Source organism: Rhizobium sp. MHM7A, from assembly GCF_005862215.1.
Lineage (GTDB): Bacteria > Pseudomonadota > Alphaproteobacteria > Rhizobiales > Rhizobiaceae > Rhizobium > Rhizobium bangladeshense.
The window spans coordinates 94,580-119,088 of the sequence record NZ_VCHT01000012.1 but is presented as its reverse complement, the minus strand read 5'-3'; the positions used below and the strand labels follow the sequence as shown (position 1 = coordinate 119,088).

Genomic DNA, 24,509 nt, shown 5'->3' with positions numbered 1-24,509 from the left:
CTGCGTCGCAGCATGCCGGGCGCAATTGTCAAAAGGAGGTGCGCCAGCTGCGCCCCGCCTTCTTGCCGAGATGCCAACAGACTCAGATCAAACCGGCCAGGATGCCCAGGCCCGATATGGCGGCAACGCCGCCCGCCGCCCGCGTGACGAAAACTGCTTGGCGTTCGCCGGCGCGGCCGATGACGTAGCCGAGAGCTAGGCCGGCGCCATGCAGAAGTCCCGTTGCCATCATGAAGCCGGCAGCATAGGCGGCCCCGGCTGCATCTTCCGGCATTTCGGCGCCGTGGGCATGACCGTGAAAGACGGCGAAGAGACCCGCCATGGCGAGCGCCGCGGCCAGCGGCGCTCTGACATTGATTGCAACCATGATCCCAAGAACGACAACGGAAAGCGCAATGCCGGTTTCAACGTAGGGAAGAGCAACGCCTGCAACACCGAGAGCACCGCCAGACGCCATCACCAGAACGAAGGTCACCGGCAGGAGCGCGATGGCGCGGCCGCCGAGCTGGAAAGCAACCACACCGACCATCACCATGGCGAGGACATGATCGAGCCCGGACATTGGATGAGCAAAGCCATGGCTGAAGCCGGCAGCATCACCAACGGCAGGATGGGCGGAAGCGACAGCCGGAAGCGCTAGGGAAGCCAAGGCAAGCAGGCCGCTCTTAAGTACTGACTTCATTGTTCGTTTCCTTTGCGATTCGTCGATTTTGCGCGGCGGCGACGCGCCGAGATTGCGCGACTGAAGCTAATTCAAGCAATTCGGACCGTCAACAGAAAAAGCCATGAATGTTGAGAGATTTCAATTGCTTATCTGATAGGCAAATGCCGCTTTCAATTGCTTCGGCCACTCATGATGAGCGGCCGATGCGAGGCTCGCTCTCCAATTTCTCGTCCGCCAACTGGAAACCGCTGCGATCGAAGGTTATCAATTCTCCAGCCCGGGCAACGCAGGCCGCCCGCGGTGGAGGAGATGCTCATGACAAATATCGAACGGCCATTGGCGATCAGCGCGCCCGACCCGCGCACGCTCGATCTGATCTTCAGCGACAAGGCACGCGCCAAACTGCATTCGAAATACGAGGTCCTCGAAGCCAATCCCGAAAATATCGCCGGGCTCGACGACGACATCCTCAGCAGGGCGCGTTACATCATCGGCCAGCCGCCGCTTTCAGCGGAAACGCTCGCCAGAATGCCGGCACTGCGCTCGATCCTCAATGTCGAGAGCAATCTTCTGAACAACATGCCCTATGATGTGCTCTTCCAGCGCGGCATTCATGTCGTGACCACCGGACAGGTCTTTGCCGAGCCGGTGGCCGAAATCGGTCTCGGCTTTGCGCTGGCTTTGGCGCGCGGCATCGTCGATGCGGATGTTGCCTTCCGCGACGGCAGCGAACTCTGGGGCGGGGAGGGCAATGCGAGCGCGCGGCTGATCGCCGGCTCCGAGATCGGGATCGTCGGCTTCGGCGATCTCGGCAAGGCGCTGCGGCGGGTTCTATCCGGGTTCCGGGCGCACATCAGGGTGTTCGATCCCTGGTTGCCCGGCTCGATTCTCGAGGAAAACGGCGTCGAAGCCGCAAGTCTGGAAGACGTTCTGACGAGGAGCGACTTCATCTTCGTGGTCGCGGCCGTCACCAGCGAAAACAGGGGCTTTCTCGGCGCTGAGGCGTTTGCCAGCATGCGCAAGGGCGCAGCCTTCATCCTGCTCAGCCGCGCCGACGTCGTCGATTTCGATGCGCTGATGGGGGCCGTTTCATCGGGCCATATCGTCGCGGCCAGCGACGTCTACCCTGAGGAGCCGCTGCCGCCTGATCATCCGGTACGCAGCCTGAAGGGCTTCATCCGCTCGGCGCACCGCGCCGGCGCGCTCGACAGCGCCTTCAAGAAGATGGGCGACATGGTGTTGGAAGACATGGACCTGATGGATCGCAACTTGCCACCGATGCGTTGCAAGCGCGCCGAACGCGAGACTGTTTCCCGTATGCGGTCCAAGCCGGTCGCGGTGAATTGAAAATGCCGCCCGAACTGCCTGACAGCTTGGGCGGCATCTATAAAGGCTAAGCTGCGCGCTGGCCAGTGCCCTGGATCGCAGCGAGCTTCCAGTCCGAGCCCGGCTTGCGCACGAAGGTCCAGATCTCGGTGCTTTCGCTCGGACGACGGTCGTCGCCGGAAACGACACGGCCGCTGTCACGTTCGACCATGGCGTCGATCGAGGAGTAACGCATGGCGAGGGTCGCATATTCCTGGCCGTCCTCGCGCCACGCTTCGGCGATATCACCCTGCAGCAGCTTGACGTCGGAGACGCGGTTGCGTACGCCGTTGGTGGCGTTTTCGCCGAGTTCTTCGGCAAGGTAGGACATTGCCTCGGGCGTCGTCAGCCGGCGCAACGTTCCGTAGTCTTCGGCGCCGTAGGCGGTCTGCACGCTCGTCAGCAATTCCTCGAATTGATCCAGATCGGCCTGCGCCAGCCCGATCTCGTCGCTGGGGCGATTGCCGCCGCGCGACTGTCCGCCGTAGCCGGCGCCCGAACCGATCGCCGGGATTCGGAACGACGAATTGTTCCCGGGCGACATGTTGAAGGACTGGCCGAAGGATCGACTCTGGCCGCTGACGCCGTAAGAAGGCTGACGGCGGCTGGCGAAATACCGCATCGCAAGCATGATGGCGCCGCCGATCAAAGCGATCTGCAACAGCATGCCGAGGAAGCCGAAGCCGCCGCCGAAACCGTGGCCGAGCAACATGCCGAGCAGGCCGCCGGCGATCAGGCCGCCGATCATCGAACGGCCGAAGCCGTTGAAGAAACCGGGCCGCTGGGCGCCGAGCGGCTGCTGTGCCGTAGCAGGCGCAGTCGTCTGCGGGCGCGGCGTCATCGACCGTTCGATCGGCGCAGCAGTAGTCGGCGCGGTCTGGGTGGCAGGCGGAGCCTGGAAAGTGCGCGTGCCGCGGCTCCCGAAACCGGAGCTGCCGGCGCGGCGGGCCTCGGCATCACCGAGCGAAGCAAAAACGGTAGCGCTCGTCAGTACGGCAATCGCCGCAATCTTGGCAAAACGCGAAACGGCACCCGGCATTCCTGATCTCCTGTCATGCACAGTCATGTTATATCGAAAGCTAATATAGGTGCTCTTTCTCGAGTTTGAAGCTCTTCTGTTCGCTTTACTGACAGACGTCGACCCAGCTGGCACCGGTCAGCTCAGCCAGTCGTCCTGTGGCGATGCGCACAGCCGAGTTGGTCGAGCCGGCCGCCGGCACCACTTCGTCGAAACGTTTCAGCGAAATATCGCAATAGATGGGCAGCGGCGAGGGCAGGCCGAACGGGCAGACACCGCCGACGGGATGGCTGGTGACCGCGACGACCTCTTCGGCATCGAGCATGCGCCCCTTGGCTCCAAAAGTGTCCTTGAACTTGCGATTGTCGAGTCGCGCCGTGCCGCCGGCGACGACCAGCATCATCTGCTCGCCGACGCGCAGGCAAATCGTCTTGGCGATCTGGGCGGGCTCGACGCCGTGGGCCTCGGCGGCTAGCGCCACGGTCGAGGAGCTCTCTGCGGTTTCGATGATTTCGATATCGGGTGCGTGAGCACGGAGGAAGTTGCGGACGGATTCAAGGCTCATGAAGCGATGCTAGAGCCTTTCCTGTTCACATGGAAGCACTCTTGCTCAAACGGAATGGAATAGTCGACCTGCCGGCACGTGTCGCAGCCAAGTTCAACTGGCTGTTCGGCTTGGTGCTGCCTGTTCCGGGCAGCATAGCGACTAAGCAACTTTATTGCCATTTGCACGCCAATATAGCGATGCCTGTGTCAGCAAACGTACAAAGGTCGTCCTGGCGACCCGTCCAAAAGCGAATCATGTTCTTCTATGTGAAATCTGCCATCGTGGGAGTAAGCGTCATGGGTGCAGCGAATTTCACGCCAGGCTGCTTCTACTGGGCAAAGTCTTCGAAGTTCTTCGACGGGAACGTCACCGTGGTTCAGGTTTCGACAGTTTTCGGCGCAGACCCCGACTACTGGACGCTAGCCCTTCTCGGGACCGATCAGCACGCCATGCTGTCTGATTTTGAAATCATCAGCGCTGCGGAGATGCCGCAAAATTGCCGAGTCCGGGACGCCGCCGAATAGCAACCTGGATATCCCGATCGAACCGGTCATCCAGAAACATTGTGGAATGTCGCCAGGCTGAGAAGGATTTCGACGCTCTGTGCCAACGAGAGACTAGCTCGTGAACTCATAAACATGGGATTTTAAGTTTGGCAGTTGTGGTCGCTTCTTCCCAGTTGGATGTTGTTCAGGTAGCCTGATTAAATGGATGTTTTAGACTGGTTTTCGCGCTGGTATGAAGCGCAGTGTGACGGGGATTGGGAACACCGCTTCGGGCCATCGATCAGCACGGTCGATAATCCTGGTTGGTCGCTGAAGATCGATCTCGCTGGGACTGATTGTGATGGTCGGACCCTAGATCGGCTCACGCACAATTACGAACATGAAGCTGACTGGTGGACATGCTGGACGCAGGATAACGTGTTTTACGGCGTTGGAGGGCCTCTTCAACTGCGATCGATTCTTGAGGTATTTCGAGGCTGGGCGACGATCGTCTCGCCGTCCCTACCGGAATAGACCGCACACTCAGAGACGGGTTCACATACGAGTACGACTTTGATTCACTGAGGCATCAATTTGGAGGCTCAGATGACCCGTCGCCGGCTTGACCTGACTGATTTCGAATGGAGCATTGTCCAGCCGCTTCTTCCCAACAAGCCTCGCGGCGTCCCGCGTGTTGACGACCGACGAGTAATCAATGGCATTTTGTGGAGATTTCGCACCGGCTCACCCTGGGCAGATGTCCCTGAGCGATACGGCCCCTACACAACCTGTAATAATCGTTTTGTCCGTTGGCGAACGGCTGGTGTCTGGGACCATGTGCTCGAGGAGGTCTCAAAGGCCTTCGACGGTGACATTGTCATGGTCGACAGCTCCTGTGTCTGTGTTCATCAGCATGCGGCCACGGGAAAAAGGGGGGATCAAGACAATGGTTGCATCGGACGTCGGGTGGCGGCCTGACCACGAAGATCCACGCACTCGTCGATGCAGACGGCCGTCCAATTGGTATCCACCTGACCCCAGGACAAGCGCATGACAGCAAGATGACGGAGCCGATGCTGAAGGGTATCGGAAAAGGCACCATCCTGCTGGCGGACAGGGCTTATGATACGAACGCCCTTCGAGACATCGCAAAGGAAAAGCAAGCCTGGGCCAATATTCCAGCAAAGCGAAACCGAAAGCAAAGCTCTTCATTCAGTTCATGGGTCTATCGTGAGCGTAACCTTGTCGAGCGGTTCTTCAACAAGCTCAAGCAGTTCAGAGGACTTGCGACCCGCTATGACTATCTCGACGCCCCTCTTTCCATGTCGCTGTCAGCTGTAGATCCAGCTCGCGACCGCTATTGCAAGCGCAACAACAGCCAACGTTCCAATGAAGATGCGCAGGGCAGGCGAACGGATCGATTGCGGTTCGGTCCCGGCGGTCCCTGGTTCGCGCATCGCCACGTCATAGTTCCGTTGACGGTCTGCCGCTCCTCGGCTCTGTGTATGCAGGGCTGTTTCCACCTCTTCGGGTCCCAATGGCTGGCCCGCAGCCTCGGCGTCCGTTTCGAGCGGCGCAGCTGCGGGGTCGAAACCCGATCTGATGTCGCCGCTTTCACCCGATTGGATCTGACCGCGAACCTCAGCGGCGTTTCTACGATTGTTGTTCGTCATCCCGGTTCTCCGTGTTCGATGACGGGGCTTCGTTGGCATCCGTTTTTCGATGTCCCTTGTGCCAACCTCTTTCAGGTCTTGGCCGCTGATGCCGGAACGCTCCGCCAGATGAAGTCCGGGTCGCCCAGGAGAGGAGATACCAACTACCGCCATATCCATCCGTCCCTCGAATAGATGCTGCTAACCACGAAAGTGACGGAAGGTTCCCGCACCTTCATCTGCCCCGCCGCGAGGTGGCGACATTTCTCCAGCCGAAAAGCCGGGCGGGCGGTCCAGTGGTCCAACGAAAGCGCGAGCTCACACCTTTACGAGGTGGCTGAGGCGTTGATGACGAGATCGACGGCGCCGTTGCCGCGACGTATGCAGCGTGTCAACCTTTCGCTACGCACCGTAACACCATCATCAATCAGCTGGGAGATGCTGCTGGTTGCTTGGAGGTTTCTGTTCGGCAGCAGGAACCCCGGCCGGCTCAATCAGGTTAGGTCGACGGGCGAAAGAGAGCACGAATCGATGCTCCGCAGCTTTGTCGTCAATCGAATTTGTTGCTGGCGGAAGGATTTGAACGAGCATGAACGATAACCAGAATTTGGATGAACGACGCGTCGTGGTGGAGTCCGCGTCTGAAGCTCGCCAAGGGCCGTGGGGCCGACCCGTGTTCATGGTCCTCATAGGAGGTCTCGCCCTCGTCATGGTCGCATGGACCGTTGCGGAGTTCTGGGGCGAGAGCATCGACCAGGATCCTCAGGCAACAGCGTCGACGAAGCCCGACCCCATCAATGCGCAGCCCTCTGGTTCCGGCGCCTTCGATGATAACCCTGCCAGCGGTCCCGCCCGTGCCCCGGAAGCAGCCGATCGGGATCCGACCGTTCAAGGCAACGGGGGCGGACCCACTATGATCACGACGCCTAACGGCACTGAAAAGACCCGTTGATTGCAGGCAGCGCCTGCCCGGCAACGACTGGCTGAACGCCGCGATCGAAGCAACGCTAACCGGCGGGAACTTGCTTGTGTCCGCCAGCACACCCCTTCCCGGTCGGAAGCAGTCTGCGCATGGTTTGCCGCTCGACTATGGCGCGGCGCACGAGCCGGCATCGCCGGGTTGTTGCGGAGAGTGTTGTCGCCGCGAAGAGCCCTCCAGCGGACAGAACCTTTGCTGGACGATGAACGGAGCGTAGCGCATGCACACGCCAGACATTTGGCTTTGCTTTTCCGGTGGCAACGCGCTCGGCGCCTATCACGCTGGAGTCTACGAGGTCCTCTATCAAAACGTGATCGAGGTGAGCCGGATTGCAGGCGCCTCGATTGGAGCAGTGACTGGAGCCGTCATAGCCGGAAACAGGCCGGAGAAGCGCGTGCCACAGCTACGGCGCTTCTGGGATCTGGCGGCTGAGACTGAACTGCCCTTCTTCCATCCTCTGGCCGTCATAACTGGTCGGGCGGAAAGACGACGCTCCGTGCTGCGGGCGTTCCTGGCCGGTAGGCCCGGCTTGTTCCGTCCATCGTTCCCAGGGGTATGGTCGGTGCTCTCGCCTGGAGCTTCGGATCGGAGCTTACTGAATAGCGAGCCGCTGCGGCACACATTGACGGAACTGATCGACTTCCACCGGATTTCTGACGGCGTCATCCCGGTGATCATCACGGCGGTGGATATAGAGACCGGCGAGGAGGTCGTGTTCGACAGCCGCGGCGGCGAGCTATCCGTCGACCACATCATGGCGAGCACGGCTTTCCCGATAGCGTTCCCACCCGTCCCAGTGGGCGGGCGAACATTCGTCGATCCTGGAATTGTAGCAAATCTACCTCTGCAAGCCCTCTTCTCCGGCCAGTTGCAAGAGGATGTTCTTTGCATTTGCCTTGATTTGTTCGCCCAGCAGGACAAGGTGCCGACATCGATGGAGGAAACGGTTAGGCGGACCACCGACATCCTGTTCGGCTCGCAGAGTCGGCACGCTATGAGACGGCTGAAGACGGCGGTCAACAGCAGCGAGGGCGCCTCGATTACAATCATCCATTTAGACTATGGCAACCGGTTCGATGACATTGGGTTGAAGACATTCGACTATTCCCGCAAATCGATAAACGAGCGGTGGAACGTAGGATTTAGAGATGGCCGCCGGCTTGTCGACGCCATCGGCCGAATGCCGCCGCGACGGCACCGCCTTGACATATGGCGGCTTTCCGAAGCAGGCCGGTTGGAATATTGGGATCTGTAGGCGTGACCTCTTCGGCTTGACGCGTGCCGCCCCTCGAAAGCCGCCGCTTGCAACTCGCCCGCACATCGTCATAATGAATTTTGCACACGTGCTCAATTTGTCATTCGGCCGTTACATCAAGCCCATAGAGCGGGATTTGTCACGTTTCGCGGGCTTTCGAAGCGGTCGTCAAACGCCAGTGATGACCCGTCAAAGAGGCCTCACACTGCTCTTCTGGGGAGATGAAGAAGATGACCATTTTGCCGACGTTGAAATCCCTTACGATCGCGGCCGCCATACTGGCCTCGACCTCCGTACTCGCACTCGCCAAGGACGTTACCATCAGCGTCTGGGCCGGCGGCACCGGCCCGAACGATGTCTATCGACTCGATGCCATCGAAATCGCGGCCCAGCAGCTGCAGCGCGAAGCTGCCCTCAAGGGCGAAGATCTGAAGATCACCGTCGAGAAGAAGCCCTATTCCGGCTGGGACGATTTCAAGCAGGCGCTGACCCTTGCCGCCGAGGCCAAGAAGGCGCCGAATATCGTCGCCAGTGGTCATGAAGACATCGCTCCATGGTCGCAGGCGGGCCTCATCGTTCCGATCGAGGATCATGTCGATCTCGACGCCTGGCCGCTCAACGGCATCTATGAGAACCTGCTGCAGATCGCTTCCTACAACGGCACCGTCTACGGCGTTCCGCAGGATGCAGAATCCCGTCCGATGTTCTTCTGGAAGCCGTACATGAAGGCGATCGGCTACAGCGACGCCGATCTGGATGCACTGCCGCAGAACGTTCAGGACGGCAAGTACACCATGAAGAGCCTGCTCGAAGATGCCAAGAAGATGCAGGACAAGGGCCTCGTCCAGCCAGGCTACGGTTTCTATCCGCGCCCCAGCAACGGCCCTGACTATTGGCAGTTCTACACCAGTTTCGGCGGCACGATGGAGGAGAACGGCAAGCTCGTCTTCGACAAGGCCGCAATGACCCGAACCTACCAGTTCTTCGCCGACGCCGTTAAATTAGGCGTTACCAAGAAGAACCACATCGGCATGCCGGGCGATCAGTGGTGGAAGGAAGTCGCCACCGGCAAAGCCGGTATCTGGGACGCAGGCACCTGGCATTATGCCCGCCTCGTCAACCAGGAAGGGCTTAAGGATTTCTTCGACAACATCGTCTTCACGCTGATCCCGGCCGGAGAGGGCGGCAAGCCCAACACGCTGACGCATCCGCTCGTCTACATGCTGACCGCAGGACACAGCGATGAAGATACGCAGATCGCCGCCCAACTCATCACGATCGCCTCCGAACCGCGCATCAACGCGCTGCATGCGATTAAATCCGCCCATCTCGGCATCTCCAAAGCTGAAGCCGAAGTCGACTTCTACGCCGACGACCGCTGGGCTCGCGAAGCCACAGAACGCCTGCTGCCGCATGCCAATGCGATGCCGAACAATTCGGATTTCGGTACCTACTGGAACATCATGTGGAAGAACCTTCAGGCGTCCTGGACCGGCGACAAGACCGTCGACGCCGCCATCGGCGATGCCGAGAGCGAGCTGAAGAGCACGCTCGGTGACAAGATCCTCATCCGCTAAGATCTAAGCACTCCTCCGGGCGGCGCCCCGCCGCCCAGAGGATCCGCGAGGAGGCTCCCATGAAGTCGTCCAGAACGCTCGGACTGGTGATGATCGCGCCTGCGGCGATCATGATCGTTCTCTTCTTCCTTATGCCTGTCGTTCTGACGGCGGTCTTTTCGATGACCAACATGACGACGGCGACCGGTATTTCCGGTGGCGCCTATCAGATCGCGCCGAGTTCGCTGAACACGCTGAAATCGGTAATGCCGGACATTGCCGACGAAATGGCCGAACCGCGCTATGCGATTGACGAGGCCGGCCTCAAGGCCGTGGAAGGACTCGGGCTTGCGCCCGGCATCGCCGCGGAATTGCGGGCCAAACACGCCGGCGAGGTCTTCCCGACGCGCCGCGAAGCCGAGCGTATGCTCAAGGATCTGGCTGAACGACCTTCGACGCGTGAGGTCAAGCAGATCTCCGAACAGTTCAACCGCTCGATCGTCAACACGCGCTTCGACAGCAAGGGACAGCTCTTTTCGGCTCTCGATACTCTGGGCCTCAAACTGACGCCGGAACAGAAGGAAACCGTCGCCCGGGCCAGCTATACCGGCTGGACCTGGACGACAGACAATTTCTCGCGCATCGCTACCTCGCCGGATATGGCGCGCGTGCTCTTCAACACCGCACTCTACGTCGCGCTGGTGCTGACGCTCTTCAATGTCGGTTATGCACTGCTGCTGGCAATCTGGACGCATTACATGCCGCCGAGACCAGCCTCGATCTTCCGCGGCATCTGGTTGCTGCCGCGCATTACCCCCGTCGTCATCTATATACTGCTGTGGAAATGGCTCGCCTGGGATAGCGGCTTTATCTCGGTCCTGATGGGCAAGTTCGGCTACCCCGCGAAGAACTACCTGCTCGACACCGCCTATAATGCCTGGTTCTTCGTCGTGCTGATCAACGGTTTCATCGGCGCCTCTATGGGCATGCTGGTCTTCTCCTCGGCGATGAAGGCCATTCCGAAAAGCCAGTTCTATGCGAGCGAGGTCGACGGCGCGTCGCGCTGGCAGCAGATCCGCTACATCATCCTGCCGCAGATGCGCTGGCCGATCCTCTTCGTCACCTGCTATCAGACGCTGTCGCTGCTCGCCTCCTTCAACGAGATCCTGCTCGCCACCAATGGCGGACCTGGTAATACGACCGAGGTCTGGGCGCTCGCCGCCTATCACACCGCGCTCAGGAATTATGCCGGCAATCTCGAATACGGGTTGGGCGCAGCCATGGCGCTGGTGCTCGTCGTGATCGGCGTTACCCTGTCGCTCCTCTATCTGCGCGTCTTCAACTACCGCACGCTTGTCGCCAAGCCCCTGATCGAGGATTGACCATGGCCGAACGATCGCAGCCCTCGGCAAATTACAAGAGCTGGCCCGTTATGACGGCGCTGACAATCGTCAGCCTGCCGCTGCTCCTGATGTATGTCTATCTCTTCCTCGACACGGTGACGGTAAAGCAGCCGGACGCCTTGCTGCCTTCGGGCCTGACGCTCGACCACTGGCGATTCCTGTGGCAGACGACGCCCGGCAAGGCCAACATCTGGCAAGTGACTGCGAATACGCTGCTCTTTGCAGCCTGCACCACCTGCGTCGTGCTGATCGTCTCGTCAATGGCGGGCTATGTTCTGTCGCGACTGAATGTGCCGGCGCGCGGCTTCTTCCTTGCCGGCGTCATGGTGCTGCATGCCTTCCCCTCGGTGACGCTGATCATTGCCATCTTCATCGTGCTGCAGATGATCGGCCTCTACAATTCGTTGATCGGCGTGATTCTGGTGAAGGCGGCGATCGACCTGCCACTCGGCATCTGGCTGATGAAGGGTTTTTACGACACCGTGCCATGGGAGATCGAAATGGCCGGCGTCGTCGACGGCGCCTCGCGTTTCAGGGTCTGGAAGAGTCTCGTGCTGCCGCAGGTGAAGCCCGGCATCATGGCGCTCGGCCTGTTCTCGTTTCTGTCAGGCTGGGGCGAATTCATCCTGCCGCAGGTGCTGGCGCCTGGAAATCAGGTACAGGTGCTCTCGGTCTATCTCGCGGGGTTCCTCGCCGACGATAACAATTACGATTTCAACATGTTCAAGTCGGTCGGCCTATTCTACCTCGTTCCGGTACTGATCGCCTATGCGCTCTTCAACAAGTATCTCATGAACATCTATGGCGGCGGGAGCAAAGGCTGATGCGCATCCTCCTCGACAATTTTTCGAAGAGCTTCGGCTCGACCAAAGTCATCGAGAACATGCGTCTCGAAGTCGCGGGCGGCGAAATGCTGGCGCTGCTCGGCCCTTCCGGCTGCGGCAAGTCGACGACGCTTTTTGCCGTCTGCGGCATTCACCGCCCGACCGGCGGGCGCATCTTCTTCGGCGACCGTGACGTCACCGATCTGCCGAGCCAAGCCCGCAATGTCGGCGTGGTCTTTCAATCCTATGCGCTCTACCCGCATATGACGGTTGCCGAGAACATTGGATTTCCGCTGAAGGTAAAGGGTGCGCCTGCCGCCGAGATCCGAAAAGAGGTCGATCGTATTGCGGCCCTGGTCCAGATCGGCAAGCTGATGGACCGGAGGCCGTCGGAGCTTTCCGGCGGCCAGCAGCAGCGCGTGGCACTGGCGCGCGCGCTGATCCGCAAGCCCGACGTGCTGCTGCTCGACGAGCCGCTCGCCAATCTGGACGCCAAGCTGCGCCTCGAAATGCGCTCTGAAATCCGCCGCCTGCAGCGCGAGACCGGCATCACCGCCATCCTCGTCACCCATGACCAGGTGGAGGCGATGAGCATGTGCGACCGTATCGCCATCATGAAGGAGGGCGAGATCGTCCAGATCGCCACGCCGGCCGAAATGTACAACAATCCCAAGACCGCCTTCGTCGCCGGCTTCCTCGGCAACCCGCCGATCACCTTCCTGCGCGGCGTCATGGACAATGGCGCCTTCGCAATCCCGGAAAGCGAGATCCGGGTGCCGTTGCCGAACGCCATCGGCGCCGCCGACGGCAGCAAGCTGATGCTCGGCGTCCGGCCGGAGCATTTTACGCCTGCCGGCGACGTAGCCGTGTCCGGCAAGATCACCTTCGCCGAAACGCAAGGGCGAGAAAATCTTTACGACGTACGTCTTGCCGGCGGCCCGCTGCTGCGGTCGATCCAACCGGTGCGCCATGATATTCACGTCGGCGACGATGTCGCCTGGGGGATCGACAGCCGCGGCGTGTTCGTCTTCGACGAGAACGGAACGAGGCTCTGATGACCCGCGATTTTTCGGCCTTCTTCGAACGTTACGGCTGGCCGAGGGCCAAGGGCTGGCTTCCATTCTGCATCGCCCATCGCGGCGCCAGCGGCCACGAACGCGAAAACACGCTCGCCGCTTTTCGCCGCGCGGCCGAACTCGGTGCGGAGATGTGGGAGCTCGACGCGCAGCTGACCGGCGACGGAGTGGTGGTCGTCTCCCATGACGACCACCTGGAGCGGGTCTACGGCATCGACCGGCGCATTTCGGAAATGACTGCGGCGGAGCTTGCCGATCTTGACGACGTCGACGTGCCGCGCTTTTCGGAGGTCGCCGCTCTTGCCCGCGAGACCGGAACCGGTCTCTATGTCGAGCTCAAGGCGCCGGGGACCGGCATCCGCTGCTGGCGGCACCTTGCCGAGATGAACCAGCGCTTTGCCTGCCTTGGCTCATTCGATACTGCGCAGGTACGCGAACTCAGGGACGCGGCCTGCGATTTTCCGCTCTCGGTGCTGATTCGCGTCGGCGACGATCCACATGCTTTCGGTGATGCTGCCGGTGCCGATATTCTTCATCTCTGCTGGGAGAGGGCAGGGGAGCGGCCGCAGGACCTGGTGACCGAGGCGCTGATGGCTCGCGCCTTCGAGGCTGGCCGCGAGATCGTGCTCTGGCACGAGGAGCGGCGGACCATTCTCGATGACCTCATGAAACTCCCGGTTCTCGGCATCTGCACCGATTTGCCGGATATGATGCGGTCGCCTCCGATCAAGGAGAAAGCACTTGGCTGACAGGGACAAGGGACCGCGCAAGGTAACATCCTTCGACGTGGCGCGAGTGGCCGGCGTTTCACGCGCCGCCGTGTCGCGCGCCTTCACCCCGGATGCCAGCGTTTCGCCGAAGACACGCGAGAAGGTCTATCAGGCCGCCAAGGAACTCGGCTATCGGGTGAATTATCTCGCCCGAAGCCTTACCAATAAACGCTCCGATCTCGTCGGTCTCGTCGCCGCCGGTTTCGATAATCCGTTCCGCACGCTGCAGATCGAGTATCTGTCTCGGGCGTTGCTCGCCCGTAACTTCCGCCCGATCCTGTTGCCGACTTCGCAGGAGGCGGACACCTCGACGGTCATCGGCCAATTGCTGCATTACGCCGTGTCAGGCGTCATCGTCACATCGGACGCGCCACCGACCGAAATCTGCGAACAATGCGCAGCCGAAGGCGTCCCGATCGTGCTGATCAACAAGGGCAATGACATTCCCTTGGTCGACCGCATCATCTCTGACGACAGCATGGCCGGCCATCTGGCGGCCAGCCACCTGATCGACAATGGCGTGCGAAAGCCTGCCGTGATGGCCGCCCCGGCGAGATCCTATACAGCGCGACGTCGCAGCGAGGCCTTCATCGCCCACTGCAAGCAGCTTGGCGCCGAGGCGCAGTTCCTGCAGGTCAGGATCAACGACTACCGGAGCGGTTATGATGCGGCAACCGGCCTGGCCGCATCCGGCGTCGACGGGCTGTTCTGCGCCAATGACTACATGGCTTGCGGCGTGCTCGACCGCCTCATGCAGGGCAGGGGTCGCGACGAGGCGCCGCCGCTCCGCATTATCGGCCATGACGACATCCCCCAGGCCGCTTGGACCGCCTACGACCTGACGACCATCCGCCAACCCTGCGACATCCAGGCAGAACAGACCGTCGACCTGCTAATAAGCCGGATGGCCGAACCGGAGCTGACGGCGCGTGTCGAGTTCACGCCGGTGACATTGATAACAAGAAGGACTGCCTGATGAATGCCCCATTCGACGCCGCTGCCATCCGCGCACGGGCGGAGGCCGCCATTACCGTTGCGCTTGAGGTCGGACGGGAGACAGCCAGGTTTCGGCGCGAGTCGGATCCCCGCACGCTTGCCGTTCAAAGCAAGGGATTGCAGGACTTCGTCACCACCGCCGACAGGATGGCCGAGCAGGCGATCCGCCAGGGCCTCATCTCGCGCTTTGCGGATGATACCTTCATGGGAGAGGAGAGCGGCGGGCAATCGGAAGGTGCCGGCACCTGGGTCGTCGATCCGATCGACGGCACGACCAACTATATCAGGGGCTTGCGTTACTGGGGCGTTTCGATTGCCTTTGTCGTCGGCGACAAGGTCGAGATCGGCGTCATCTACGACGCGGCCGAGGACAAAGTCTTTCACGCCGTGCGCGGCGGCGGCGCCTTCAAGGACGGCCTGCAGATCCATGCGGCGACGACTGCCGATCCCGCCAGTGCGCTGATCATTCTCGGTCATTCGCGCAAGACGAGCTTCGATGAGTATCTCGCACTCTCCAAGCGGCTGCATGAGCGCGGCATGGATTATCGGCGCATGGGCGCAGCCGCCATCGACCTTGTTCGCGTCGCCGAGGGTGCTGCTGATCTCTGTTACGAACGCCACCTCAATGCATGGGATATGCTCGCCGGTGCGCTGATCGCTGAAGAGGCAGGCGCGACAGTTGCAATGCCGCCGGTCGGCAGGCTGCTTGCGGGTGGCGGGCCTGTCGTCGCCCATACGCCGGGGCTCGCCGACGAATTTGCCTTCATCCTTGAGAGCGCAGGGCTGATGGTCGCAAGTTAGCCGGACATGCGCAGGCGCCAGGCGCGTTCGGTCGCTGGCGCTTCATCGGTAGTGACCTGATCCGGCTTCAGCGCCATCAATGTCGAGAAGCTGCGCCATTCCTCTTCGCTGAATCCAGCCCCGGGGTCCTTCAAGGTGAAGGTCCATGCATCGACGCGTTTGCCTTCGTCCCGGCAGAGACCGATCAGGTCGAGGCCATCCTTGGCGGCATCAAGGATCAGCTGCCAGTGAAGATAGATCGTGTCAGGTTCGGTCGGACCGCGCAGGTCGGCGCGCAGTTTCATTTCGGCCGCACCCCAGCCGCTGGCCTGCCGGATATCGTAAAGTTTGTCCGTCGGATCGATGCCGCGCAGCAGATGCGGAAGCTTTTCCTTGACTGCCACAATGAGGTCGAGACTGCCGCCGCTGACGATCACCGAGGCGGTGATGTCGCGGAAATGCACGGCAAGATGCTCGATACCATGGGTTCCGATAGCTTCGTAATCGTCCTTCATGTCGAATTGCAGCAATGCGGCCGGATGCGTTGCCTGCATCATGGCGGCGAGATCCTCGCTGAGGATGAGCGGCCGGCCGCCGTCCCTCATACTGATATCGCGGAGGTCGGCGATGGTCTTCGCAGCGATCGGTCCATGGCCCGTCGTTTCACCTTCGAGCTCCCTGTCGTGCAGCACGACGAAGCCGCCGTCGGCGCGCACGCGCAGATCGAGCTCCATCGAGGCGCCTGCTGCAAAACCCTCCGCCATCACTTCGGCGGAAAACAGCGGATCGGCAACCCGCTTGCGCAGCCGGTGCCATTTCAGGCGGGTACGATGCCCATCATGCAATATCTCCAGGCCCTGCGAATTCGCCAATCTCGTCATCTGCATCCAGTCTCCGCGACGGACACTCTCCTGCCTTGCCAGGCCGTTATTATCAAGAGCCGGCCATAATATTCAGCGACAGTCGGCTGCGACATCGCCTCTGAAGCGGCGGCGGTATTCGCAAATTGACCGGCTTGCCTGAGCGCTGCGAGGGCCGGCGTCGAGTACCTCGGCGACGGCCTCAATCTCGACCGGCAGCCGGGTTCTGCTCAGATATTCCGGACGCTCGCGCCAATCAAATCAAAAGCGCCCGTACTCGATTGCGGCAGAGGATTAAATTCGAGCATCGGGCTCCGCGAGACACTTCGTCACCAGCCATTATTCAATCAGCCGCGGGCCGCCCAGCGTGCCGGCTCGCTGAAGAGATCGCGATAGGCGACACCCGGATGCGGCGCGACAAGCCGAGGGCTTGCTCCCCCAAGCTTTTCCCGCAGTGTTCCCTTGGCATATTCGGTCTTGTAGACGCCGCGCTTCTGCAATTCCGGTACCAGCAGGTCGACCGCGTCCTCGAAACTCTCGGGCGTTACGGCATAGGCGAGGTTGAAGCCGTCGACATCGGTATCCTCGATCCATTCCTGCATCAGATCGGCAACCGTCTGCGGCGAGCCGACAAAAACGGGACCGAAACCGCCGACGCCGACCCAGTCGGCCATCTCGCGCACCGTCCATTCCTTCGTGGGATCAATGGTCGTGAAGGTCTCGACGGCCGATTGCACGGCATTGGTATGACGATGCCGCAGCACCTCGTCCGGTCCGAACTGGCCGAAATCAATGCCGGTCCAGCCTGAAATCAGGGTCAGCGCGCCTTCGAAGGAGGCATATTCTCGGTATTCGTTGAACTTGCGCTGTGCCTCGGCATCAGTCTCGCCGAGGACGACGGTCTGCAAATTGAAGGCAAGGATTTCGCGCGGATTGCGGCCCACACGCGCCGCTGCCTCGCGGACATTGGCGACATAGCGTTTCAGCACGGCCTTCGACGGCGAGGCGACGAAAATGCATTCGGCATGGGCGCCGGCAAAATCCTTGCCGCGGCTGGAGGCGCCGGCCTGGTAGAGCACCGGCGTGCGCTGCGGTGAGGGTTCGCTCAAATGGATGCCCGGCACGTTGAAATGCTTGCCGGAATGGCGGATCGGATGAACCTTGTCGGGATGAGTGAAGATGCCGGTTTCGCGGTCGCGGACGACAGCCCCATCCTCCCAGCTGCCCTCCCACAGCTTGTAGCAAACCTCGAGATATTCCTCGGCAAGATCGTAGCGATCGTCATGTTTCGTCTGGGCCGGCTGGCCGATATTGAGTGCGCCGCTGTTGAGATAGGAGGTGACGATATTCCAGCCGACGCGTCCCTTAGTCAGGTGGTCGAGCGTCGAGATGCGGCGGGCGAAAGTGTAGGGATGCTCGAAGGAGAGCGACGCGGTCAGGCCGAAGCCGAGATGCTCGGTCTCATAAGACATGGTCGGGATGAGCTGCAGCGGATCGTTGACCGGCACCTGCGCGGAATGGCGCAATGCGGCATCGACATTGCCGTTCAGCACATCGTAGACGCCGAGCACATCGGCGATGAACAGCCCGTCGAACTTGCCGCGCTCCAGCGTCTTTGCCAGATGCACCCAGTAATCGAGGTCCTTGTATGTCCAGGACTCGTCGCGCGGATGGCGCCAGAGCCCCGGTGACTGGTGTCCGACGCAATTCATGTCGAAGGCGTTCAGCCTGATTTGGCGAGTCATGTCTTTCTTCCTTGAATTACGGATTGCTGCGGCCGAGGCCGTAGGTCAGCGCCAATGCTCCGACAAGCACGGCGCCCTTGACGAAATCCTGCGTGTAGTAGGGGGCGTTCAGCATGGTGAGGCCGTTCAAGAGCACGCCGACGAAGACGGCGCCGGCGACGGTGCCGAGCACATTTGGACGCCTGAGGTTGAGGACGGCGAAACCGATCAGCGCGGCAGCGACCGAATCCATCAGCAGCGAGCCGCCGGAAGAGACGTCGCCACGCCCGACGCGGGCGGCGATGACAATGCCGCCGAGCGACGCCAGCGTTCCCGACAGGACATAGGCAAGGGTCTTCAGCTTGACGGTCGAGGCTCCCGCAAGCCGGGTGGCGACCTCATTGCCGCCAGTCGCAAACAGCAGCCGACCGATGCGGGTGCGCTCGGTGAGGATGAAAAGGAGAACGGCGACGGCGGCCATCAGCACCACGGAAACGGGCAGGGTGCCGAGGATGCTGTAGCGGCCGATCAGCAGGAAGGCCGGGTCGTAGGTCCCGTTCGCCTTCGAGCCGTCGGGCAAGGTGAGACCCGCCGAAATCGACCGGCCGGCGGTCGGGATCAGCTGCAGGCCGGAGAGCAGGAACATCATCGCCAAGGTCGCCAGGAGATCCGGGACCTTCAGACGGACGATAAGGAAGGCGTTGACGACACCGACCAGGGCACCGAAGGCGAGCACCAGTGGCACCGTTCCATAGGCGTCCAAGCCCCAGACGATCATTGCGTAGCTCGCCGCCATCACGCTCGATGCCGCGACCGCGCCGATCGACAGGTCGAAACCGCCGACGGCAAGCGTGACGGTGACGCCGGCGCCGAGGATGGCGACGACCGACACCGCCTGCAGGATGCTCATCAGATTGGCGACATTGATGAAGGCGGGCTCGGCGATGGTGAAACTAACGACGAGAGCCGCAAGCAGGATGAACACCGCGCCCGCCCGCAAGAACGCTCCCAGGGCGGCGAAACGACTGCTACTGGTCCACGGCGATGGCTTTTGCCGGGCGCCGGCGTGTGTGAGCGGGTCGTTGTCGATCGTTGTCATGCAGATATTCCCTGAATGGCGGCAGGAGTGGCAATCCCACCCGCAGGAGACCTCAACACGTGGCGGTCGATGACGAGGATGCGATCGGCCACCTCATAGGCCTCTTCGGGGTCGGAGGTCGCGATCAGCGTCGCCCGGTCGGTGCGGGCGCGGATTGCTCGGATGATGTCGTGACGGGCGCCGACATCCACGCCCTGGAAGGGCTCATCGAGCAGCAAAAGCCGGCTCGGCTCCGCTTCCCAGCGGCCGATCACCGCCTTCTGCTGATTGCCGCCGGAGAGGGACCAGATCGAAGCGAGCGGGCCTGCGGCCTTGATGCCGAGACGGGCCATCGCCTGTTCGGCCTCGCGCCGTTCGCGTCCGCCGAAAAGAAAACCATGCGGATACCATTTGGCGAGATGTGGCAGACTGATCGTCGCCGACAGCGAATGGCCGGGCCATGCCGGCGGCATCAGCGAGGAGCGGTGGCGATCTTCGGCCGCCATGGCGACACCGGCCGCGATGGCTTCGGCCGGGCTTTTCGGCCGGTACGGCCGGCCGTCGAGAAACATCGCGCCACGCCCAAGCGCCGTTACACCGAAAATCGCCTGGAGCAAGCGGCTCTTGCCGGCGCCGAGCACGCCCGTCACCGCCACCACTTCGCCTTCATGCACCGACAGATCGAAGGTCGTACCTGACGACAGCAGGCTGACATCACGCATCTCGAAAATCGCCGGTCCGGTCGCGGGCCACGCATCAGGCCGCGCCGCTTCCAGCTTGCGGCCGATCATCGTCTCGATGGCACTCGAAAAATCGATCGGCCGCGAAAAGCTGCCAATAACGCGGCCGCCACGCATGACGAGAGCGCGATCGGCGATCGTTTCCAGATCGGCGGTGCGATGCGAGATGTAAAGGATCGATAGGCCCCGCTTGCGAAGCCTCAACAGAATGTCGAAGAGCCGCCGGCTTTCCTCGCCGGAAAGGCTCGCCGTCGGCTCATCGAGGATGAGAAGATCGGCGCGATTGGCAAGTGCGCGGGCGATTGCCACGAGTTGCCGGTCAGCGCTGGTAAGTTCGCCGAAATCACGGTCGAGCGACAGACTGAAGCCGGCGGCGTCGAGCATCGCCTGTGCGGCGCGGCGGATGCCGGTGCGTGACACGAAGAAGGGCGTACTGCTATCGGCGAAACGATTGAGCAGCAGCGCATCGGCAACGGTCAGTCCCGCCGCGCCAACGAGATCTGTCGATTGATGCACGGTAACGACACCTGCTTTCGCCGCCTCGGCCGGGCTGCGCGGGGCAAAAGGGCGGCCATCGAGTTGGATCGTGCCGCCGCCAGCCGCGAGCACCCCGGAAAGAATCTTTACCAGCGTCGATTTGCCGGCGCCGTTTGCCCCCATCAGCGCCACGATCTCGCCGCGCTCTATCGAAAGATCCGCGCCAGCCAGCGCCCGCGTCGACCCGAAACTGCGTGTGATGTTTTCAATGTGAAGAAGCGGCATCGACAAGATCCGGAACTGTATTCGAAGCCGAAGTGTGCCCCGTCCGCAGGGGCGAATTCCAGGCACGCATTTCCCTGGCGAACTGCACCAGGGAAACAAAGAATCTCCAGCAGCCGGCAAAATCGGATCATTTAATCTACTAAAAGCATAGATAATATATCTAATAAATCGAAGCGTCGCGAGGGCTGAACCTGTCAGACGACGCCTCCGATTGTTAGAAGGAACGCGACGATGAAATCCCTCGCACGGCTCGCACTCTCCGCCGCCGTCATTCCGTTCATGTTCATACAAGGCGCAAGCGCCGACGGCCTGTCCGGTGCCCCGGCGCCTTTCGACAAGGGTGGCGTCAAGGTGGCGCTAATCAGCTATATCTCGGCCGGCGATTTCTTCCAGGCTTATCAGGCCGGTGCTGAGGCCCAGGCCAAGGCGCTGGATATCGACCTGCGCGTCTTCCCTGGCCGCCAGGACGCCGCCGAGCAGCGCGAGCAGATCCTGCAAGCGATCAATCTCGGCGTCTCCGGCATCGTTATCGACCACGGCCTGCCGGAATCGCTCGGCGACGTCGTGCAGCAGGCGCTTGACAAGGGCATCAAGGTCGTGGCCTTCGACGTCAATCTCAACAACCCGAAGATTCCGCAGGTCGAGCAGAGCGACCATGAGCTCGCGTCGCTGGCTCTCGAGCAGGTGGTGAAGGACAACGGCACGGACTTTAAAGCGGCATATGTCTATGTTGCAGGCTTTGCACCACTCGATCGCCGCAACGAAGTCTGGGACAAGTTCAAGTCCGACAACAAAGGCGTGGTCGAAAAGGCCCGTTTCGGCAATGTCAGCGACACGACGGCGACCTCGACCGCCGACCAGGCCAAGGCCGCGCTCACCGCCAATCCCGACATTTCGGTCGTCTTCGCCCCCTATGACGAATTCGCCCGCGGTGTGAAGCTCGCCGCCAACGACCTCGGCATCGCGAGCAAACTCAAGATCTATTCGGCCGACGTTTCCACAGCCGATATTCAAGAGATCAGCGAGGAGGGCAGCCCCTGGGTTGCCACCGTGGCGACCAATCCGGCCGTCGTCGGCGCCGTCTCAATCCGCGCCGCGGCGCTCGAAATAGCCGGGCAGACCGTTCCTCGGCAGATCACCGTCAAGCCGACGCTTTTGACGCAGGAGAGCCTGCGCGCCGCCGGCGTCAAGACGATTGAGGATCTGGCCGCCAAGATCCCGGCCTTCAGCACCAGCGACGCGGCAACCGCGAGCTGGATCCCGGACAAGCTTTTCTGAGATTTCAGCTCGACCCTTCCGGCGGAAGCGTGCGCCTCCCGCCGGATCACCTTTTGGAGAATTGGAGCCCCGTCCATGAGCCAGTCCAATGTCGTCTTCGCGGTGAGCCGCAATCCGACGCGAGAAAATCTTTTTGCCCGTGCCGAGGAAATTTCGGCCGACCTTTCCCGACGCGCCGCAGACCTCGATCGCGACGGTCGTCCGCCGCTCGCCGAAATCGTCAAGCTGAAGAATGCCGGGTTGCTCAATGCGCTGCATCCCACCGAGATCGGCGGTGGCGGCCTCGACTGGGTAGACGGTCTGAAGCTGGTGCGCATCCTCGCCCGCGGCGAAAGCTCGATCGGCCAGCTGCTCGGCTACCACTATGTCAACAGCCAGTATATCTACTGGACGCTCGACCCGGCGCGTGCCCATGTGCTCGGCAGCGAAACCGTCGCCAAGAATCTCTACTGGGGCGCCGCCGTCAACCCGCGCGATCCCGGGCTGGTGCTTACTCGCCGCGGCAACGGTTATGTGCTGAACGGACGCAAGTCCTTCTCCACGGCGGCGCGTATCTCCGACTACATCAACGCCAATGCGGCGCTAGACGACAAGATCGCCGGTTTCGCCGTGCCGACCGACAGGCCAGGGTATGTGGCCAATGACGACTGGGACAACATCGGCCAGCGCCTGTCCGACAGCGGCAGCGTCGAATTCCGCGATTTCCCCGTCTACGAGGAGGATTTCGTCGGCGCCCCCGCCGCACCTAATGCCGCCGCGCCGGTGCTTTCGACCTTCAACACACCGTTCATACAGCTGGTCTTCGTCAACTTCTATCTCGGCACCGCCGAAGGCGCGCTGCAGGCCGCAGTGGATTATGTCCGCACCACCACCCGTCCGTGGATCACTTCAGGCGTCGAGCGGGCAGCCGACGATCCCTATATCCTCGAACGGGTCGGCGAATTCACCGCGGCGCTGAAGGCCTCGGCAGCCCTTGCCGACAGCGCAGCCGCTGCGGTGCAGGCGGGCCTTGCCCGTGGCCCGAAGGTGACTGCACGCGAGCGCGGCGAAGCGGCCGCCGAAGCCTATGCAGCTAAGGTTCACGCCACCCACATCTCTCTCGACATCACATCGCGCGTTTTCGAGCTGACGGGTGCGCGCTCGACGGCCGACAAATACCGCTTCGACCGGTTCTGGAGAAATGTCCGCACACATACGCTGCACGACCCGGTCTTCTACAAGGCGCGGGAAGTCGGTGAATTCGTGCTGAACGACAGAATCCCGGAAGTCAGCCTGTACAGCTGAGGCGGGGAGATTGTCAGCGAAATCGAAAACCCCACCGCCGACGCCAGGCGTGGGGGTTTTCATTTGGATGACAGGGATTTCAGAGCGCGCCGTTCTTCGGCGGCAGCACCCCATTCAGATGATAATTGCCGACGACGTGGTATTTCCAGCGCACGGGATCATGCAGCGTGTGCGTGCGGGCATTGCGCCAATGACGGTCGAGATTGAGGCCGACCTGCACTGATGAGGTGCCGGCAAGTTCAAAGAGCGTATTCGAAGCCTCGAGCGCCACCTCGGTCGTCAGCACCTTGGCGGCGGCGACGGCAAGTGTCGCCTCGATCACCTTTGCCTCCGTCGTCTCGACCTGTGCGGCGTCAACCTTGTGGCCGGCACGCTCCACCAGTGCCGTCGCGGCTTCCAGCCGGATGGCGATCTGCCCCACCTTGGCGATCGTCAGAGGATCGTCGGAGGCGCGATCGAGGCCGCTATCCATCCAGGGACGAGATTTCGTTCTGACGAAATCCAGTGTTTCGGCGAAGGCCGCCCGCGCAATGCCGAGATCGATACCCGCGTGGATAATCTGGCCGACCGAGCCGATCGTCGTCGGCCGCTCGAAGCCCCTGTGGTGGAAGACCACGGAATCGGCGCTGACATAGACATTGTCGAGGATCGTCGTACCGCTGCCGGTGGTTCGCTGACCGAAGCCGTCCCAGTCGTCGACGATTTCCACGCCTTCGGTGCCCCTCGGCACGAAGGCCATGGTCAGCCTGTCCTCCGGATCAAGCGCGAAAACGGTAATCCAGTCGGCGAAGAGGACACCGGTCGAGTAGAATTTCCGGCCGTTGATCCTGTAGCCCGGCCCGTCGCGGGTGATGCGCGTATTGTAGTGGCCGACGGTCTTGGTGCCGCGCTCGGAAAGCGCATTGCCGAAGCGGTCGCCGGCCAGAACGCGGCCGAAGAAATAACGCTGCTGCTCCTCGCTGCCATCAGTTCGGAGCGCTTCGAGAATGTAGAAATGGTTCTGGGGGATCTGCCCGATCGAACCGTCAGCCTCCGACAGGATCGCCGTGATCTCGGCAAGTACGGCGTTGGAAACGTCGAGCCCGCCAAATTGCGAGGGCACGGTGATCGCGAGAAGTCCAGACTGCGCGAGAAGATCGAGTTCGGCGAAAGGCAGGATCCGGTCGGCATCACGTTCGGCGGCGCGCGCCGCAAATTGCGCGGCCAGCCTCCGAGCGGTGGCGATCGCCTCCTCATCGCTCTCGATACGAGCGGCCACTTGTCGAATCTGGTCTGCTTGCCTCAGCACGGTGTTCATCGCTGCCTCCAATTCTGACGATGCTATCGGTGAAAGAAATCGCGCGCCGAGATAAGAGAACAAATTCTATAGATGCGATGGAAAATAAAAAGTGCTTTCTTATCTGTCTCCGACCG

The 24,509-nt window shown here is 61.5% G+C and carries 23 protein-coding genes and 1 pseudogene; 15 read left to right on the top strand and 9 right to left on the bottom strand.

The genetic code is table 11. The annotated features are described in order from the left end of the window. Positions 1–82: 82 nt before the first annotated feature. The gene (locus FFR93_RS30070) at positions 83–682 is read right to left on the bottom strand and encodes a HupE/UreJ family protein (RefSeq protein WP_138395852.1); all 600 of its coding nucleotides are present in this window, start codon (positions 680–682) and stop codon (positions 83–85) included. 297 nt (positions 683–979) lie between these two features. Here FFR93_RS30070 and FFR93_RS30065 point away from each other — a divergent pair, with 297 nt between their 5' ends. Further along, complete coding sequence (locus FFR93_RS30065; protein WP_138395851.1) at positions 980–2,011, top strand: hydroxyacid dehydrogenase; 1,032 nt, start codon at positions 980–982, stop codon at positions 2,009–2,011. Between the two features lie 46 nt (positions 2,012–2,057). On the opposite strand, the gene FFR93_RS30060 is transcribed toward FFR93_RS30065, so the two are convergent. Together FFR93_RS30060 and FFR93_RS30055 are read right to left on the bottom strand one after the other, a co-directional pair. Next, positions 2,058–3,068 (bottom strand): Tim44 domain-containing protein, encoded by a 1,011-nt coding sequence (locus FFR93_RS30060; protein ID WP_138395850.1) that lies wholly within the window; start codon positions 3,066–3,068, stop codon positions 2,058–2,060. 85 nt (positions 3,069–3,153) lie between these two features. Beyond that, positions 3,154–3,612: a YbaK/EbsC family protein gene (locus FFR93_RS30055; RefSeq protein WP_138395849.1), complete on the bottom strand. Its 459-nt coding sequence runs from the start codon at positions 3,610–3,612 to the stop codon at positions 3,154–3,156. 278 nt (positions 3,613–3,890) lie between these two features. Between FFR93_RS30055 and FFR93_RS30050 the strand changes: the two genes are divergently transcribed. From FFR93_RS30050 to FFR93_RS30040, 3 genes and pseudogenes are all read left to right on the top strand, one after another. After that, a complete protein-coding gene (locus tag FFR93_RS30050; RefSeq protein WP_138395931.1) occupies positions 3,891–4,118 on the top strand; it encodes a hypothetical protein in 228 nt (75 codons plus the stop codon). Positions 4,119–4,301: 183 nt separating this feature from the next. Then, positions 4,302–4,613 (top strand): immunity 53 family protein, encoded by a 312-nt coding sequence (locus FFR93_RS30045; protein ID WP_138395848.1) that lies wholly within the window; start codon positions 4,302–4,304, stop codon positions 4,611–4,613. Positions 4,614–4,685: 72 nt separating this feature from the next. Further along, a pseudogene (locus FFR93_RS30040) lies at positions 4,686–5,380 on the top strand (IS5 family transposase); the annotation flags it as partial. 30 nt (positions 5,381–5,410) lie between these two features. Here the strand turns inward: FFR93_RS30040 and FFR93_RS41630 are convergent. After that, positions 5,411–5,752, bottom strand: a complete 342-nt coding sequence (locus FFR93_RS41630) for a hypothetical protein (RefSeq protein ID WP_138395930.1) — start codon at positions 5,750–5,752, stop codon at positions 5,411–5,413. A 658-nt stretch (positions 5,753–6,410) separates the two neighbouring features. Between FFR93_RS41630 and FFR93_RS30030 the strand changes: the two genes are divergently transcribed. From FFR93_RS30030 to FFR93_RS29990, 9 genes are all read left to right on the top strand, one after another. After that, positions 6,411–6,683, top strand: a complete 273-nt coding sequence (locus FFR93_RS30030; RefSeq protein WP_246661379.1) for a hypothetical protein — start codon at positions 6,411–6,413, stop codon at positions 6,681–6,683. A 247-nt stretch (positions 6,684–6,930) separates the two neighbouring features. Then, positions 6,931–7,965: a patatin-like phospholipase family protein gene (locus tag FFR93_RS30025; RefSeq protein ID WP_138395847.1), complete on the top strand. Its 1,035-nt coding sequence runs from the start codon at positions 6,931–6,933 to the stop codon at positions 7,963–7,965. Between the two features lie 230 nt (positions 7,966–8,195). Beyond that, positions 8,196–9,542 (top strand): extracellular solute-binding protein, encoded by a 1,347-nt coding sequence (locus FFR93_RS30020; protein ID WP_064710398.1) that lies wholly within the window; start codon positions 8,196–8,198, stop codon positions 9,540–9,542. 59 nt (positions 9,543–9,601) lie between these two features. Next, positions 9,602–10,903, top strand: a complete 1,302-nt coding sequence (locus tag FFR93_RS30015; RefSeq protein WP_064711942.1) for a sugar ABC transporter permease — start codon at positions 9,602–9,604, stop codon at positions 10,901–10,903. A gap of 2 nt (positions 10,904–10,905) precedes the next feature. Continuing rightward, positions 10,906–11,748: a carbohydrate ABC transporter permease gene (locus FFR93_RS30010; RefSeq protein ID WP_138395846.1), complete on the top strand. Its 843-nt coding sequence runs from the start codon at positions 10,906–10,908 to the stop codon at positions 11,746–11,748. Next, a complete protein-coding gene (locus FFR93_RS30005) occupies positions 11,748–12,803 on the top strand; it encodes an ABC transporter ATP-binding protein (protein ID WP_064710401.1) in 1,056 nt (351 codons plus the stop codon). Before FFR93_RS30010 ends, FFR93_RS30005 begins: the two co-directional genes overlap by 1 nt. Then, positions 12,803–13,573 (top strand): glycerophosphodiester phosphodiesterase, encoded by a 771-nt coding sequence (locus tag FFR93_RS30000; protein ID WP_138395845.1) that lies wholly within the window; start codon positions 12,803–12,805, stop codon positions 13,571–13,573. The genes FFR93_RS30005 and FFR93_RS30000 overlap by 1 nt, the downstream gene beginning before the upstream one ends. Then, positions 13,566–14,570 carry a LacI family DNA-binding transcriptional regulator gene (locus FFR93_RS29995; RefSeq protein WP_138395844.1) on the top strand — a complete coding sequence of 335 codons (1,005 nt, stop codon included), beginning with the start codon at positions 13,566–13,568 and terminating at the stop codon, positions 14,568–14,570. Before FFR93_RS30000 ends, FFR93_RS29995 begins: the two co-directional genes overlap by 8 nt. Next, a complete protein-coding gene (locus FFR93_RS29990; protein ID WP_138395843.1) occupies positions 14,570–15,391 on the top strand; it encodes an inositol monophosphatase family protein in 822 nt (273 codons plus the stop codon). The genes FFR93_RS29995 and FFR93_RS29990 overlap by 1 nt, the downstream gene beginning before the upstream one ends. Here FFR93_RS29990 and FFR93_RS29985 read toward each other — a convergent pair. The 4 genes from FFR93_RS29985 to FFR93_RS29970 all read right to left on the bottom strand — a co-directional run bounded on the left by FFR93_RS29985 (position 15,388) and on the right by FFR93_RS29970 (position 20,534). After that, positions 15,388–16,257 carry a glycerophosphodiester phosphodiesterase family protein gene (locus FFR93_RS29985; RefSeq protein WP_138395842.1) on the bottom strand — a complete coding sequence of 290 codons (870 nt, stop codon included), beginning with the start codon at positions 16,255–16,257 and terminating at the stop codon, positions 15,388–15,390. The genes FFR93_RS29990 and FFR93_RS29985 overlap by 4 nt on opposite strands. 320 nt (positions 16,258–16,577) lie before the next feature. After that, positions 16,578–17,975: an LLM class flavin-dependent oxidoreductase gene (locus FFR93_RS29980; RefSeq protein WP_138395841.1), complete on the bottom strand. Its 1,398-nt coding sequence runs from the start codon at positions 17,973–17,975 to the stop codon at positions 16,578–16,580. 16 nt (positions 17,976–17,991) lie between these two features. Beyond that, positions 17,992–19,053: an ABC transporter permease gene (locus tag FFR93_RS29975; protein WP_064710407.1), complete on the bottom strand. Its 1,062-nt coding sequence runs from the start codon at positions 19,051–19,053 to the stop codon at positions 17,992–17,994. Further along, entirely contained in the window at positions 19,050–20,534 is a 1,485-nt protein-coding gene (locus tag FFR93_RS29970) for a sugar ABC transporter ATP-binding protein (RefSeq protein ID WP_138395840.1), read from the bottom strand. The genes FFR93_RS29975 and FFR93_RS29970 overlap by 4 nt, the downstream gene beginning before the upstream one ends. 231 nt (positions 20,535–20,765) lie before the next feature. Between FFR93_RS29970 and FFR93_RS29965 the strand changes: the two genes are divergently transcribed. Next, positions 20,766–21,812 (top strand): substrate-binding domain-containing protein, encoded by a 1,047-nt coding sequence (locus FFR93_RS29965; RefSeq protein ID WP_138395839.1) that lies wholly within the window; start codon positions 20,766–20,768, stop codon positions 21,810–21,812. Between the two features lie 75 nt (positions 21,813–21,887). Further along, entirely contained in the window at positions 21,888–23,096 is a 1,209-nt protein-coding gene (locus FFR93_RS29960; RefSeq protein ID WP_138395838.1) for an acyl-CoA dehydrogenase family protein, read from the top strand. A 79-nt stretch (positions 23,097–23,175) separates the two neighbouring features. Here the strand turns inward: FFR93_RS29960 and FFR93_RS29955 are convergent, their stop codons facing one another. Next, positions 23,176–24,393, bottom strand: coding sequence for an SfnB family sulfur acquisition oxidoreductase (locus FFR93_RS29955; protein WP_138395837.1), 1,218 nt, complete (start codon positions 24,391–24,393; stop codon positions 23,176–23,178). Between the last annotated feature and the right edge of the window lie 116 nt (positions 24,394–24,509).

What these genes read in the sequence shown, in the direction of transcription:
- FFR93_RS30070 (WP_138395852.1), bottom strand. Translation starts at nt 682, where the DNA reads ATGAAGTCAGTACTTAAGAGCGGCCTGCTTGCCTTGGCTTCCCTAGCG.
- FFR93_RS30065 (WP_138395851.1), top strand. Translation starts at nt 980, where the DNA reads ATGACAAATATCGAACGGCCATTGGCGATCAGCGCGCCCGACCCGCGC.
- FFR93_RS30060 (WP_138395850.1), bottom strand. Translation starts at nt 3,068, where the DNA reads ATGCCGGGTGCCGTTTCGCGTTTTGCCAAGATTGCGGCGATTGCCGTA.
- FFR93_RS30055 (WP_138395849.1), bottom strand. Translation starts at nt 3,612, where the DNA reads ATGAGCCTTGAATCCGTCCGCAACTTCCTCCGTGCTCACGCACCCGAT.
- FFR93_RS30050 (WP_138395931.1), top strand. Translation starts at nt 3,891, where the DNA reads ATGGGTGCAGCGAATTTCACGCCAGGCTGCTTCTACTGGGCAAAGTCT.
- FFR93_RS30045 (WP_138395848.1), top strand. Translation starts at nt 4,302, where the DNA reads ATGGATGTTTTAGACTGGTTTTCGCGCTGGTATGAAGCGCAGTGTGAC.
- FFR93_RS41630 (WP_138395930.1), bottom strand. Translation starts at nt 5,752, where the DNA reads ATGACGAACAACAATCGTAGAAACGCCGCTGAGGTTCGCGGTCAGATC.
- FFR93_RS30030 (WP_246661379.1), top strand. Translation starts at nt 6,411, where the DNA reads ATGGTCCTCATAGGAGGTCTCGCCCTCGTCATGGTCGCATGGACCGTT.
- FFR93_RS30025 (WP_138395847.1), top strand. Translation starts at nt 6,931, where the DNA reads ATGCACACGCCAGACATTTGGCTTTGCTTTTCCGGTGGCAACGCGCTC.
- FFR93_RS30020 (WP_064710398.1), top strand. Translation starts at nt 8,196, where the DNA reads ATGACCATTTTGCCGACGTTGAAATCCCTTACGATCGCGGCCGCCATA.
- FFR93_RS30015 (WP_064711942.1), top strand. Translation starts at nt 9,602, where the DNA reads ATGAAGTCGTCCAGAACGCTCGGACTGGTGATGATCGCGCCTGCGGCG.
- FFR93_RS30010 (WP_138395846.1), top strand. Translation starts at nt 10,906, where the DNA reads ATGGCCGAACGATCGCAGCCCTCGGCAAATTACAAGAGCTGGCCCGTT.
- FFR93_RS30005 (WP_064710401.1), top strand. Translation starts at nt 11,748, where the DNA reads ATGCGCATCCTCCTCGACAATTTTTCGAAGAGCTTCGGCTCGACCAAA.
- FFR93_RS30000 (WP_138395845.1), top strand. Translation starts at nt 12,803, where the DNA reads ATGACCCGCGATTTTTCGGCCTTCTTCGAACGTTACGGCTGGCCGAGG.
- FFR93_RS29990 (WP_138395843.1), top strand. Translation starts at nt 14,570, where the DNA reads ATGAATGCCCCATTCGACGCCGCTGCCATCCGCGCACGGGCGGAGGCC.
- FFR93_RS29985 (WP_138395842.1), bottom strand. Translation starts at nt 16,257, where the DNA reads ATGCAGATGACGAGATTGGCGAATTCGCAGGGCCTGGAGATATTGCAT.
- FFR93_RS29980 (WP_138395841.1), bottom strand. Translation starts at nt 17,975, where the DNA reads ATGACTCGCCAAATCAGGCTGAACGCCTTCGACATGAATTGCGTCGGA.
- FFR93_RS29975 (WP_064710407.1), bottom strand. Translation starts at nt 19,053, where the DNA reads ATGACAACGATCGACAACGACCCGCTCACACACGCCGGCGCCCGGCAA.
- FFR93_RS29970 (WP_138395840.1), bottom strand. Translation starts at nt 20,534, where the DNA reads ATGCCGCTTCTTCACATTGAAAACATCACACGCAGTTTCGGGTCGACG.
- FFR93_RS29965 (WP_138395839.1), top strand. Translation starts at nt 20,766, where the DNA reads ATGAAATCCCTCGCACGGCTCGCACTCTCCGCCGCCGTCATTCCGTTC.
- FFR93_RS29960 (WP_138395838.1), top strand. Translation starts at nt 21,888, where the DNA reads ATGAGCCAGTCCAATGTCGTCTTCGCGGTGAGCCGCAATCCGACGCGA.
- FFR93_RS29955 (WP_138395837.1), bottom strand. Translation starts at nt 24,393, where the DNA reads ATGAACACCGTGCTGAGGCAAGCAGACCAGATTCGACAAGTGGCCGCT.